Origin of the sequence: Streptomyces katrae (assembly GCF_000717655.1) — a bacterium.
Classification (GTDB): Bacteria; Actinomycetota; Actinomycetes; order Streptomycetales; family Streptomycetaceae; genus Streptomyces; species Streptomyces katrae_B.
Window position 1 is genome coordinate 340,517 of record NZ_JNZY01000010.1, and the last position, 12,895, is coordinate 353,411.

Consider the following 12,895-nt stretch of genomic DNA (forward strand, 5'->3'; position numbering starts at 1 on the left):
GGGCTGGGGACGCAGGAGTGGTCCGCGCTCAAGCCGGCTGCGGCGTGGCCGTGCTGCCCAGGAGACGGTCCACGAGGAGTTCCGGGTATCCGGAGGCCGGCGGGTCGATGCCGAAGATCGCCCGCAGGTAGAGCGGTGCGATGAGCTGGTCGAGGATCTGGTCGAGGGGTGGGGGGACCTCGCCGCGGGCGGCGGCGCGGTCGCGGATGCGTTCGATGGCGCCGATGCGGCGCTCGAACTGCTGTGCGCGCTCCCCTTGGGCTGTGGCGCTGCCCGGCATGGACAGGGCGACGGCACGGATGAGCAGGCGCCCTTCCGGGGTACGGATGCTCGCGACGCCCGCTTCGGCCCATGCCGTCAGGTCGCCCCGCAAGGTTCCGGTGTCGGCCAGCGGCCAGTCCCGTTCGAGGCGGGTGACGACCACGTCGGCCAGGAGTGCCTCCCGGCTGCCCCAGCGCCGGTAGACGCTGGTGTGGTTCACCCCGGCGCGTTGCGCGACCGCGGGGATGGTCAGGTCCGCCCCCTCCGGGTCGGACAGCAGGTCGATGACGGCCTGGTGGACCGCCGAGCGGACCTGCTCGGGGCTCTTGCGAAGGCGCGGGGCCGGTTGTTTCGAAGTCACCCCCACATCGTAAGCACAATTATTTGCTTAGTGGCACCGACGGGGTCTACAGTCCTCTCGTACGCACAGATCTGTGCTTAAGGAGAGTGTGATGAAGCCGCTGCTGTTCCCCGGCAACACCCAGTTCTGGTACGAGACCCTGCGCTCGATGAGCCACATCGCCTACGGCGGCGCCGACTTCGGCGAGGTCGTCTCCACCAGCGAGCGCATCAAGGAAGGCGACTACGACAGCTGGCACGAGGAGTGGATGGCGACCGCCGGCCGGGTCGCGGCCGAAGCCCAGCGGGCCCTGGACGCGGGCCACACCATCAGCGCCCGGGACGGATTCCTGCGCGCCTCCAACTACTACCGCTCGGCGGAGTTCTTCCAGCACGGTCACCCGTGCGACCCCCGTCACGACCACGCCTACGACCGCAGCGTGACCTGCTTCCAGGCCGCGGCCGCGCTCTACACCCCCCGCATCGAGCCGGTCCGCATCCCCTACGAGGGCACCACCCTGCTCGGCTACCTCTACCGGGCCGACGACACCGGCACGCCCCGCCCGACCCTGATCATGCACAGCGGATTCGACGGCACCGCCGAGGAACTCCACTTCAGCGGCGCGCTGGCCGCCGTGGAGCGCGGGTACACCGTCCTGACCTTCGACGGCCCGGGGCAGCCCGGCCCCCGCCACCACCAGGGACTGGTCTTCCGCCCGGACTGGGAGAACGTCATCACCCCGGTCGTCGACTTCGCCGAAACGCTGCCCGAGGTCGACAACAGCCGCATCGCGCTCCTCGGGAGCAGCATGGGCGGCGTACTCGCCCCCAGGGCAGCAGCCTTCGAACACCGCCTCGCCGCCCTGATCGCCGTCGACGGCGTCTACGACCTCGGCCAGATATCCACCCGCCACATCCCCGGCGACCGCGACCAGGCGGAACGGCTCCTGCGCGCGGACTGCGCCCCCGAACTCGACGCACGCTTCGAGCAGATCATGGATCAGGACGCCACCGCACGGTGGGCGATCAACCACGGCATGTACGTGATGGGCGTCGGCACTCCCCGGGCCTTCAGCGCCTCGTACCTCGACTACACCCTCGACGGCGGCATCGCCGAGCTGATCCAGTGCCCCACCCTCGTGTGCGACGCCGCCGAGGACGAGTTCTTCAAGGGACAGCCCGAGCAGCTCTACGAGCACCTGACGTGCCCCAAGACCCTGATGCTGTTCACCGCCGAGGAAGGCGCCGGCGCTCACTGCCACCCCGGCGCCATGCGCCTGGCCCTCGCCCGCATCTACGACTGGCTGGACACCACCCTCGCAGCCACGGCCTGAGCAGCCCGCCCCGAACCCACACCCACGTACCCACCCGAAGGACGCCGTCATCATGAACCGCACCGGAATCGAAGCCGCCCTCAACGACCTGCTCTTCAACCACGACATCACCCTGGAAGAGGCCGCCGAGCGCCACTTCACCCCCGGGTACCGCCAGCGCACGGACGGCGAGTGGGCCGACCGCGCCGAGTTCCTCGACCACATCAGCCACCTGCGCGGAATCGTCGCCGGCGGCACGGTCGAGGTCCACGACGAGCTGTACGACGGCAACAAGTACGCCGACCGGCACACCTGCCACATCACCAAGAACGACGGCACCACCGTCACCATGGAGGTCTACGTCTTCGCCGACCTCGCCCCCGACGGCCGCTTCCACCGCATCGAGGAAACCACCCTGATGCTGAGCGGCTCCGACGCCGACCGCAACATCGGCAGCGCCCGCTGAACCCAAGCCGACGGGGGCGGGCGGTGCGGGGCGGCCGGGCCGACAAGCTCGCCTGCGCTGCTGCCCTGTCCCGCAGGCGACGCTCGGCAAGGGGAGCGAGCGGCCCCCCGCCGGGCGCGGCAGGGGCCCTCGGGCCAGCTTTGGGGAAATCGTCACGCCCCGGTCGATGCCATCCCCGGGGTGGGCTACGAACCCCACCTGGTCGACCGCATCCTCGCCGACACCAGCAGCGAGCCGGGTGCCCTGGCGCTCCTCGCGTTCACCCTGGACATGCTGTGGTGTCCTGGACGATCCCGTCGTCCGCATCGTCGACATCGTGACGGGCAATACGGTCTCGACGGTACGGACGGCCGCCGACGCCGTCTTCATCCGTTTCGACCCCAGCGGCCGGTACTTCGCACTGTCCCGCGGCCAGGGCCGTCCGGAGCTGTGGCAGCGCGAACCGGCCCGCAAACAGATCAGCCCGCTGCGCAGCGTCTCGGAAAGCGGCGACCGACGGCAAAGGCGGCCCCCTCGTCCTGGACCCCGGCCTGTGACAGCGCGAGCTGTGCAGCATCATCGGCTACCGCGAGTTCACGGCCGAGGGTAAGGGACAGCCTCCCGGTGAAGCCCCCGCAACACCCGGTCTGTACGGCTCCCTGACCGCCGGGGGTCGTGGTGGACGGCCGTCACGGCGGCTGTGACGCGCGTCACGTCGGCCGCATGTCACGAACGGGCCGACAGCTTCCGTCTGGTGGTCGTCAGCAGCAGGCGGAGGAAGGCGGAGCGATGAACGAACGGCACGAAGCAGGGGCGAGCGCGCATCGTGTTCTGGTCCTGGGGGCGGGTTATGCGGGCATGTCCGCGGCGATCCAGCTCGCGGCCCGGGTCAAGGGGCGCGAGGGCGTGCAGGTGACCTTGGTGGACGCGCAGCAGCGGTTCACCGAGCGGATGCGGCTGCACATGACCGGGACCGGGCAGCGGCTCGCCGAACTGAGTATCCCGGAGCTACTGGCCGGCACGGGTGCGCAGTTCGTGCGCGGCTGGGTGACGGCGGTGGACGCGGACGCGAGGACCGTACGCATCGACGATGACCGGATCCTGCACTACGACACGCTCGTGTACGGGCTGGGCGGCGTGGCCGACACAGCGGAAGTGCCGGGGGCCGAGGACCACGCGTACACCCTGAACGGCGTGGAGGACGCCGAGGTGCTGGCCGACCGGCTGGCCGGGCTCGGCAGCGGCACGGTGGTGGTCGCGGGCAACGGGCTCAGCGGCATCGAGTCGGCGGCGGAGATCGCCGAGCAGCATCCGGAGCTGAACGTCGTGCTGCTGGGCCGGAGCGAACCCGGCGCGGCCATGAACCCGAAGGCCAAGTCGTATCTGCACTCCGCGCTCGAGCGGCTGGGCGTCCAGGCGCGTGGCGGGGCCGACGTGGTGAAGGTGCTGCCCGATGCGGTCGAGCTGGCGGGCGGGGAGAGCATCCCCGCCGACGTGGTCTTGTGGACGAGCGGTACGCGGGTGTCGCCGCTGGCGGCCGCCGCCGGGCTGACCGTCGACGACCGCGGCCGCATCGTCACCGACCCCGCGCTGCGGTCGGTGTCGCATCCGGAGGTGTACGCCGTGGGCGACGCGGCCGCCGTCCGCCAGGGCTACGGCGTGATGCACGGCACCTGCCAGGGCGGCATGCCGACCGGTGTGCACGCTGCGGTGTCGATCTTCCGGGTGCTGAAGGGCAAGCAGCCCAAGCCCTTCCGCTTCGGCTACTACCACACGCCGGTGAGCCTGGGGCGGCACGATGCGGTCGTGCAGTTCACCCGCCCCGACGACAGCCCCCGGCGGATGTATCTGACCGGCCGTACGGCGGCACGGTATAAGGAGACGGTGACTGCTTCCCCCTGGCCGACCTACGGCCGTATGAAGAAGATGCCCGCCTCGGGCGCGTTCTGGCCGCGCGGCGGCCGCTTCACCCGGGTCCAGGGGGCCCGGTGACCCAGCCGTCCGCGGACTTCGACCAGCAGATATTCCACCAGTACCGCAATCTGCTGTTCTCGGTGGCCTACCGTTTCCTCGGCACTGCGGCCGATGCCGAGGACGCGGTCCAGGACGCCTGGATCAAATGGTCGGCCGCCGAGCGCTCGCAGGTGGCCGATCCCAAGGCGTACCTGACGCGGATCGTGTCCAATCTGGCGCTGGAACGGCTGCGCTCCACCCGGTACAAGCGCGAAACGTATGTGGGGCCGTGGCTTCCCGAGCCCATTCTTACCGGCGGGGACGCCGCCGAGGCCGTCACGGACGCCGAGTCGGTGTCGATGGCGATGCTGGTGGTGCTGGAGACGCTGAGCCCGCTCGAACGTGCGGTGTTCGTGCTGAAGGAGGTCTTCGACTTCAGCCATGCCGAGATCGCGGAGGCGGTGGAGCGGTCCGAAGTCGCGGTTCGGCAGGCCGCGCACCGCGCCCGGGAGCACGTACGGGCCCGTCGGCTGCGCTTCCCGACGGACCGCTCGAGGCAGCGCGAGGTCACCGAGCGGTTCTTCGCCGCCTCCACCGGTGGCGACGTCAACGCCCTGATGGAGCTGCTGTCCCCGGACGTCACCCTGTGGACCGACGGCGGCGGCAAGGTCCGCCAGGCCCTGCTTCCGGTCGTGGGCGCATCCACGGTGGCTGCCTGGTTCGCGGCCATCGGCACGGTCACCTACCAGGGCGTCGAGCCGGCCGACATGAACGCTCGACTCGTCGAAATAAACGGCGGGCCCGGCATGCTATTCAGCGGACCGAGCCGGGTGATCGCCACCGTCACCTTCGATTTCGACGCCGACGGCCGCATCACCGCCCTCCACAACGTGGCCAACCCGGACAAGCTCCGGGCCATCGCCGAAGGCACCACTCACCACGTCGGGACGCGGTAGGCCCTGCACTTCGGGTGCCCCGCCCACTCGCCGTTCCGGCCCGGAGAGCGGTGGACCCCCGCGCCGGCGCGGGAGTTCCCCGGCCGCTACTCGAGTCGGTCCCCGGCCCACCTGGACAGCGAGATCGTCCGCTACCCGGCGGATCCCGGTAGGCACTTCGTGCCTAAGGGCGCGCCGCGGTGTGTTCGAGGATCGTGCGTACCTCCGCGGTGATCGCGGTCTCGTTCCGCTCGAACTCGGGGCCGGTCAGCAGGTTCGGGTCCGCCGGGAGGCCGGTGAGGACCGGGGTGTGCAGGTGACCGCCGGGCAGCTGCGGGGCGAGATCGCCGCGGAGGCGGTTGGAGCGGTAGGCCACCTCGTTCGACAGGTAGCCGCCCCCGCCGCCCTCCACCGCGCGCGAACCCGGCGTCGGGCCGTCCTCGCGGTCCACGGGCGCGGTGGCGCCCGCCGGGATCTCCGTGACGGCGGTGTTCAGGAGCACGGGGTACGGGCTCTGGACGGCGCCGGTCGCCGCGGCGGTCGGGAGCGTGGTCCGGATGAACTCGGCGCCCGGGGCGAGGCCGGGAGCGGTCACGGGGTGCTCGCGTGTGCCGCCGGAGAGGGAACCGGTGTTGTCGGGGTACGGATCCGCCGACCGGGACCGGCCGGCCCAGGCCTCCAGGGTGAAGAGACCGGGGTAGCCCTGGCTGATGGTGGTGATGACGTCCGCCGCGCCCGGGCCGCCGGGAGCGCCGGCCAGGCGCGGGGCGAAGGCCCGCTCCACGATGCCGGCGTCGAAGTCGGCGTACCGCACGGGCAGGACGACGGCCCGGATCTCGGCGGGGCTGCCGTCGGCGAGGGTGATGCGGCGGCCGTTGAGTCGGAGGGCGGCGGAACCGGAGGGGTTGGCGCGGCGGAGCTCGGCGTCCAGACCGAAGGGGTCGAAGCCGCTGATGAACACGCGCCGTACGCCCGGAGCGGTCCGGAAGGCGTTGTCGGTGAGGCCGCGGGAGGCATCCTCGAAGCGGGCGCGCAGCGCGGTGCGGTCGACGGCGAAGGCCGGCTCCCAGCGGGCGAGCGCGGTGGTCATGGCCAGCCGGGTCCAGTACAGCGGCCGGTCGTCCCCGGCCTGGAGGTCACCGCCGGGCCGCTGCCCCTGGGCGCGGCGTACGGCGGACTGCCAGAGGGCCCCGCCCCAGCCGTCGAGCAGCCGCTCGGCCTCGGCGGGGCTCCGGACCCCGCACAGGGCGGCCGGAAAACGCCGTACGAAGTCCCCGAACCCGGCGCGCTCGACGAGGGCCGTGGTCCGCGCATCCTCGAGCCGCGCTTGCTCGGCGTCGAGGGGCGCGGAGGGCGCGGTGCGGCAGGAGGAGGCGTCCTGTGCGTGCGCGGGTGCGGTGACGGCCAGGGGGAGGACGGTGGCAAGAAGGACCGCGAAGGACGCGGCTCGCCGTAAGAGCATCATGCAATGTGACATTACACAGCTGCGGCCAGCCCGCGACAGACACTTTTCCGGTCACTCCGGCACAGGCGTGTCGCGCCGCCGCCGGTGCAGCGTCGCGTCGAGGGCGGCAGACAGTTCGGGGATCGAAGGCCTCGCCGCCGGGTCGGGCAGCAGGCACCCGTCGATGGCCGCAGCCAGGGCGCGCGGGAGGCGCCGGCGGGCTGTCACCGGTGGGGCCGCCCCTTCGAGCTGCGGAAACCAGTCCGCGCCCCCGGTGTCCGTCGTGCCGCTGACCGTGTCGCCGATGTCGAACGGCACGTCACCGGTGGCGAGTTCGTACAGCGTGATGCCGATGCCCCAGACATCGGCCGCCGCCGACAGGGGCCCTCCGCGCGCCTGTTCGGGGGCCAGGTAGCCGAACGTGCCCACGCCCGGCGGGGCGATGCCCGGCGGGCGGGCGACGCTGAGGTCGAGCACTTTCGCGTGACCGCATTCCACCACGACGTTGGACGGCTTCAGGTCCAGGTGCAACAGGCCCTGCCCGTGCAGGTAGTGCATCGCGGAGCACAGCTGCACGCCCAGGAGGGCCACGTCCTCGGCGGCTGCCCGCCGGGGCAGACGGCCGATGAGGTGGGACAGCGTCTCACCCGTCAGCGTTTCGAGGACGACGAGCGGCTCGGGCGACTCGAACGTCTCGTACGCGCGGACCAGATGCGGATGCGTGAAGCGCTGGAGCCAGCGGCCCTCGCGGACGAGCCGGCCGCCCAGCCGCGGCTCGTCACGGCAGTCGGGGCGCAGGACCTTCACCACGCACCGGCAGTCCCGTTCCTCGCTCCAGGCGTCGTAGAGGTCTAGCCAGCCGGTCCGGGCCAGGGGCGCCAGGACCTCGTACCCCGGTGCGGGGACCGTGCCGGGTACGAGGGGCGGGGCCACGGGCCGGGTGGCGGTGGCGGGGCTCATGACGGGACCTTCGGGCTCACGACAGGATCTTCAGGGGAGTCGCGGCCGTGGGTGCGTCGGCCCCGGGCGCACCGCCGTTCGCGCGGTGCAGGCGGGCATAGGCACCGCCCCGTCCGAGCAGCTCCTCGTGCGTGCCGCACTCGACGACCCGGCCCCGGTCCAGGACCACCGTGCATGTCGCGTCGCGCACGGTGAGCAGGTTGTGCGAGATCACGACGGTGGTCCGCCCGGCCATCAGCCGGCGCAGCGGTTCCATGATGCGGCGGCCCGACTCGGCGTCCAGGCCGGTGGTCGGTTCGTCCAGGAGCAGTACGGGCGCGTCCCTGACCATCGCGCGGGCGATCGCCAGGCGCTGTGCCTGCCCGCCGGAGAGCGTCCGGCCCCGCTGGCCCACCACCGTGTCGTAGCCCTCGGGGAGCAGCCGGATGAACCCGTCGGCGTCGGCGGCGCGGGCCGCGGCCACGATGTCCGCCTCCGTGGCGCCGGGCCGGCCGTAGGCGATGTTCTCGCGTACGGTGCCGTGGAAGACGAGCGTCTCCTGCAGCACGACCGCGACGTTCTCGCGCAGCTCGGACAGCCGCAGCTCCCGCAGATCGGTGCCGTCGAGGAGGACCGCCCCCTGGTCCGGGTCGTAGAAGCGCAGTTGCAGCTTCCCGACCGTGGACTTGCCCGCGCCGCTCGCACCGACCAGCGCCAGCGTGGTACCGGGCTCCACACGGAACGACACGTCGCGCAGTGCCCGCCGCGACGTGCCCGGATAGCGGAAGGAGACGCCGCGGAACTCGACATCGCCGCGGGCGCGCCCGATCCTGCGGGCACGTGCGGCTTCCACCTCGACGACCTGTGGGCGCTGGTCGAGCAGTTCGATGATCCGCTCGGCCGAAGCGGACGCCGCGTAGAAGGTGGTCGTGAGCTGCGACAGGTCGCGGATCGGACTGTAGAGCTTGCTCAACAGGGCGATGAAGACCAGCAGTCCGCCCAGCGTGAGCTGCCCCTGCGCCAGCTTCCACGTACCGAGGCCCATCACTGCCAGCGCGCCGGTCAGTTCGATCACCTCGACGACCGGGCCGTAGACGGAACGGATGCGGGCCGAGACCATCTCCGCGCGGAACCGGCCCATGCTTTCGCGGGCGAACCGGCCTTCCTCCGTCCCCTGCCGGTTGTACGCCTGCACCAGCGCGATGTTGCCGAGCGACTCCTCGGCTATCGCGCTGATCGAGCCGCTGCGCCGGCGCCGCTCCCGAGACGCGGCCCTGACCAGCCGGGAGAAGCGCCGGGCCGCGGCCCAGAAGAGCGGCACGATGATCAGCGCGAGGAGGGTCAGGTCCCAGCTCAGGTAGAAGAGCAGGCCCAGGAAGACGCCCAACTGGACCACGTAGTAGAGGGCGTTGGCCACTCCGGAGAGGAGGAACGTCTCGATCGCGTCGACATCGCCGGTGATGCGCGAGAGTACGTCCCCCAGCCGCCGCCGTTCGAAGAACCCGAGCGAGAGCCCCTGGACGTGCCGGTAGACGTCCGAGCGCAGGGCCAGCAGGAAACGCTCGCCGACCCAGGTGGACATCACGTCGTCGGCGAACTCCAGAATGCCGGACAGAACGACGAGTCCCAGGTAGGCGAGTGCGATCCAGAGGAAGGGGCGCAGATCGCGCGGAACGAGGACCTCGTCCACCACGATCTTGAAGAGCCAGATCTCGGCCGCGTCGATGAGTGGGCCGATCATGCTGAAGAGGAGGATCGGGAAGAGCCAGCGCCGGCCGCCGCGCGTATAGGGCCAGAACCGCCGGAAGGCCTCACGCGGAGCGACCGGCGGCGCGGCGGCGACGACCGCATCGGGATCATCGGCCACCGACAGCAGCCGGTGCAGCGCATGCCACGCGACACGCCTCATGGACGCGGTCCTCAGGGATTGCCGGCTGGGCGGGGCAAGGAGCGGGGTCCGCCCAGCCGTTCTCGGCGGTCAGCAGCCGCGACCGTGGCGGCCGTTGTTGCCGTGCTGGCCGTGGTCCGTGTTGCGGTGGCGACGGTGCCGGCGCCTGCCGGTGTTGTCGTCGCGCCCCGAGGTCCAGTCCCTCTTTCCGTGACGGCGGTTTGCTGGGATGAGATGAGTGAAGATCGCCATGAGCTTTCCTCCTGGAGAGGCTTCTACAGGGGATACGGTCCAGACGGTCCGGGAGATTGCCTTTTCCGGAAAAAATCTTCCTCCCGCCCCCGGACAGCGCCCACGAGTGGGTGAATCGGCCTGGTTCGGACCCGTCTGGTATGGGATGGCCCGGCACACCCTCATCCGATGGGAGACCCACATGAAGATCCGTACTCTGGCCGTTGCAGCCTGTCTGGTCGTCGGTGCGACGCTGGGCGGGATCGGCAGCGCTTCTGCCGATGCCACGGCCGAGGGCTATGCCATCGGCTCCCCGGGCATCCTCTCGGGCAACGTCGTCCAGGTGCCGATCCACGTCCCGGTCAACCTCTGCGGCAACAGTGTCAACGTCATCGGGGTGCTGAACCCGACCGCCGGCAACGTCTGCATCAACCACTGACCCATGCCTGCCCGCGGTGTCACCGGACCCGTCCGGTGACACCGCCCGGCGTCACGGAACCCCGCGGATGCGGCGGACCAGTACCGACCCCGCCAGCGCCAGGGCCCCCGCGAGCGCGTACAGCGCCGTGTACCCGCCGAAGTGGGTGACCACCGGCGCGGCGATCACCGGAGCCAGCACCTGGGGCAGCGCATTGGCGATGTTGATGACGCCGAGGTCCCGGCCCCGGTCCTCCGCCGTCGGCAGCACGTCCGTCAGCAGGGCGAAGTCCACCGACGTGTAGACGCCGAACCCGACCCCGAGGACGAGCGAGGCGACGATCGCCCCCGTCCAGGTCTGCCAGACGGCGAGCAGCAGGGTGGCCGCCGAGATGACCAGCCCCGACCCGATGACGTAGACCTTCCTGCGGCCCGTTCGGTCCGACCGCACACCGCTGATCACCACCGTGGCCAGCAGGGTGAGCGCGTTGAGCGCCGTCAGGATCAGCACGCCCGTGTCCGCGTCGTCCTCGTAGTGCACGGCGTCGGTCAGGTAGTACAGCAGGTACATCGTGCTGACCGAGTACGACAGGTTCATCAGGAAGCGCGTCAACCAGGCCCAGCCGAAGTCGGGATGGTTCCGCGGATCGATCCAGAAGCCGGTGAGGAAGGTCCGCCAGCGGAAGGCGGGCCGGGCGTCGGGCCACAGGCGCGTGTCGCGGCGCATCACCACGTACGGGACGGCCGCGAGCACCGAGAAGGCCGCGCACGCGAGATACCCGGCGGTGACGCCGCCCGCGACCGTGGCGAGCGCCGTACCGACCAGGATCCCGCCGACCTGCGCGACCCCGAGCCAGCCGCCGACCAGACCGCGCTGCCGGGGCGGAACCTGATCGGGCACGGCGGCGGTGAGGGCGGCGAACGCCGCGTTGAGCGCGAGCTGCACCAGGCACCAGCCCGCGATCACCCCGGCGACGCTCGAAGCCCGGGCGAGGACGAGCAGTCCGGCCGCGCCGCCCGCAACTCCCGCCACCACCCAGGGGATCCGCCGGCCCGCCGGCGACGTCGTACGGTCCGACAGGGCCCCGAAGACCGGGTTGGCGACCATCGAGACCGCCGCGCCCACCCCCGTCACCAGGGCGAGCGTGGACGCCTTGTGGCCCGGGGTGAGCTGCTGCGCCTGGCGGGCCAGGAGCAGTTGGAGCGGGCCGAACCAGCCGGCCCAGACCCCGAGATTCGCGAGGGACAGCGCACCGACCCAGCGCCCGCCGACCGGGCTGCCGGTCTCCGCGGCCGTCCGTTCGACGGTCATCTGCCGCCCTTGATCAGGTCGCGGTACCAGGCGTACGACTCCTTGGGAGTCCGCTCCAGCGTCTCGTAGTCGACGTGGACCAGCCCGAAGCGCTGCCTGTACCCCTCCGCCCACTCGAAGTTGTCGAGGATCGACCAGATGAAGTAGCCGCGTACGTCGGCCCCTTCCGCCATCGCCCGGTGCAGGGCGGCCACGTGGCCCTCGTGGTACGCGATCCGGCGCGCATCGGCGACCCGCCCCGTGGCGGGATCCGGCCCGTCCCCGTACGAACAGCCGTTCTCGGTGATGTACAGCGGCGGCAACCGGTCGCCGTAGCGCTCGCGCAGGGAGACGAGCAGTTCGCGCAGCCCGTCCGGGACCACCGGCCAGCCGAAGTCGGTGTGCTCGTACCCTTCGATCGGCCGGATGCCGAAGGGGAGGTCCGCGGGTATCTCGATGCCGCCGAACTGGCCTGCGGGAGCGGCCGGTTGCGGGGCGCCGACGCGCATCGGGTTGTAGTAGTTGATCCCGTACCAGTCCAGCGGGGCCGAAATGGTCTTCAGGTCCTCCGCCACCGGGCCCGGCAGCAGCGAGGCCAGGCCTTCGTCGGGATATGCGCCGGTCAGGATGGGATCGGCGAAGAGCCGGTTCGTGAGCAGGTCGTACAGCTCGGCGGCGCCGCGGTCCTCCGCGCCGTCGCTCGCCGGCCACACGGGGCTGTGCGAGGCGGCGATGCCGATCTGCCGGGCGCCCGCCGCACGCAGGGCCTGTACGCCCAGGCCATGGGCCAGGAGCTGGTGGTGCGCAGCGGGCAGGGCGTCGAAGACGAGACGTTTGCCGGGGGCGTGCTCGCCGAGGCCGTATCCGAGGAGGGTGACCTCGGCGGGCTCGTTGACGGTGATCCACATCGGGACGCGGTCGGCCAGCCGCTGCGCGACCACCGAGGCGTACGCCGCGAACCGTTCGGCGGTGTCGCGGCTGAGCCACCCGCCCTTCTCCTCCAGGGCCAGGGGGGTGTCCCAGTGGAAGAGGGTGGGCACCGGGGTGATGCCGGCGGCGCAGAGCTCGTCGACCAGCCGGTCGTAGAAGTCGAGCCCCTTGCGGTTGACCTGCCCGTGGCCGTCCGGCAGGACCCGCGACCAGGACACCGAGAACCGGTAGGCACCGACGCCGAGTTCGGCCATCAGGGCCACGTCCTCGCGGTAGCGGCGGTAGTGGTCGGTGGCCACGTCCGCGTGCGAGCCGTCCCGGATGCGTCCCGGCTCCTTGGTGAAGGCGTCCCAGGAGGAGGGGCCCCGGCCGTCGGCGGTCGGCGCGCCTTCGATCTGGAAGGCAGAGGCGGAGACGCCCCAGAGGAAATCGGCGGGGAACGCGGGTACGGGCGCTGTCATGCGGGCTCACTTCGGTCGCAGGTGCATCGCTGACGGCACACTTTTGGG

General features: G+C 71.4%; 11 protein-coding genes. 5 read left to right on the forward strand and 6 right to left on the reverse strand.

The window, feature by feature from the left end; genetic code table 11:
• Positions 1-28: 28 nt before the first annotated feature.
• Positions 29-622 (reverse strand): TetR/AcrR family transcriptional regulator, encoded by a 594-nt coding sequence (locus IF09_RS0115270; protein WP_037634877.1) that lies wholly within the window; start codon positions 620-622, stop codon positions 29-31.
• A gap of 91 nt (positions 623-713) precedes the next feature.
• Between IF09_RS0115270 and IF09_RS0115275 the strand changes: the two genes are divergently transcribed.
• The 4 genes from IF09_RS0115275 (at position 714) to IF09_RS0115290 (ending at position 5,267) form a co-directional block, all read left to right on the forward strand.
• The gene (locus IF09_RS0115275; protein ID WP_030295899.1) at positions 714-1,934 is read left to right on the forward strand and encodes an alpha/beta fold hydrolase; all 1,221 of its coding nucleotides are present in this window, start codon (positions 714-716) and stop codon (positions 1,932-1,934) included.
• 52 nt (positions 1,935-1,986) lie between these two features.
• On the forward strand, positions 1,987-2,379 hold the full coding sequence (locus IF09_RS0115280; RefSeq protein WP_030295901.1) for a nuclear transport factor 2 family protein: 393 nt from the start codon (positions 1,987-1,989) through the stop codon (positions 2,377-2,379).
• A 768-nt stretch (positions 2,380-3,147) separates the two neighbouring features.
• A complete protein-coding gene (locus IF09_RS0115285; protein WP_030295903.1) occupies positions 3,148-4,350 on the forward strand; it encodes an NAD(P)/FAD-dependent oxidoreductase in 1,203 nt (400 codons plus the stop codon).
• Complete coding sequence (locus IF09_RS0115290; protein WP_030295905.1) at positions 4,347-5,267, forward strand: RNA polymerase sigma-70 factor; 921 nt, start codon at positions 4,347-4,349, stop codon at positions 5,265-5,267. Before IF09_RS0115285 ends, IF09_RS0115290 begins: the two co-directional genes overlap by 4 nt.
• A gap of 163 nt (positions 5,268-5,430) precedes the next feature.
• Here IF09_RS0115290 and IF09_RS0115295 read toward each other — a convergent pair whose 3' ends face one another.
• From IF09_RS0115295 to IF09_RS0115305, 3 genes are read right to left on the reverse strand one after another with little or no spacing between them, the layout of a single operon-like run.
• Complete coding sequence (locus IF09_RS0115295; protein WP_030295906.1) at positions 5,431-6,711, reverse strand: hypothetical protein; 1,281 nt, start codon at positions 6,709-6,711, stop codon at positions 5,431-5,433.
• Between the two features lie 51 nt (positions 6,712-6,762).
• Entirely contained in the window at positions 6,763-7,650 is an 888-nt protein-coding gene (locus IF09_RS0115300) for a serine/threonine-protein kinase (RefSeq protein ID WP_037634881.1), read from the reverse strand.
• A gap of 16 nt (positions 7,651-7,666) precedes the next feature.
• Positions 7,667-9,538 carry an ABC transporter ATP-binding protein gene (locus tag IF09_RS0115305; RefSeq protein ID WP_051832473.1) on the reverse strand — a complete coding sequence of 624 codons (1,872 nt, stop codon included), beginning with the start codon at positions 9,536-9,538 and terminating at the stop codon, positions 7,667-7,669.
• Between the two features lie 412 nt (positions 9,539-9,950).
• Between IF09_RS0115305 and IF09_RS0115310 the strand changes: the two genes are divergently transcribed.
• Positions 9,951-10,187 carry a chaplin gene (locus IF09_RS0115310; protein WP_030295911.1) on the forward strand — a complete coding sequence of 79 codons (237 nt, stop codon included), beginning with the start codon at positions 9,951-9,953 and terminating at the stop codon, positions 10,185-10,187.
• A gap of 51 nt (positions 10,188-10,238) precedes the next feature.
• Here IF09_RS0115310 and IF09_RS0115315 read toward each other — a convergent pair whose 3' ends face one another.
• Together IF09_RS0115315 and IF09_RS0115320 are read right to left on the reverse strand one after the other, a co-directional pair.
• Positions 10,239-11,477, reverse strand: coding sequence for an MFS transporter (locus tag IF09_RS0115315; protein WP_051832474.1), 1,239 nt, complete (start codon positions 11,475-11,477; stop codon positions 10,239-10,241).
• Positions 11,474-12,847 (reverse strand): GH1 family beta-glucosidase, encoded by a 1,374-nt coding sequence (locus IF09_RS0115320; protein ID WP_030295915.1) that lies wholly within the window; start codon positions 12,845-12,847, stop codon positions 11,474-11,476. The genes IF09_RS0115315 and IF09_RS0115320 overlap by 4 nt, the downstream gene beginning before the upstream one ends.
• Positions 12,848-12,895: the final 48 nt, after the last annotated feature.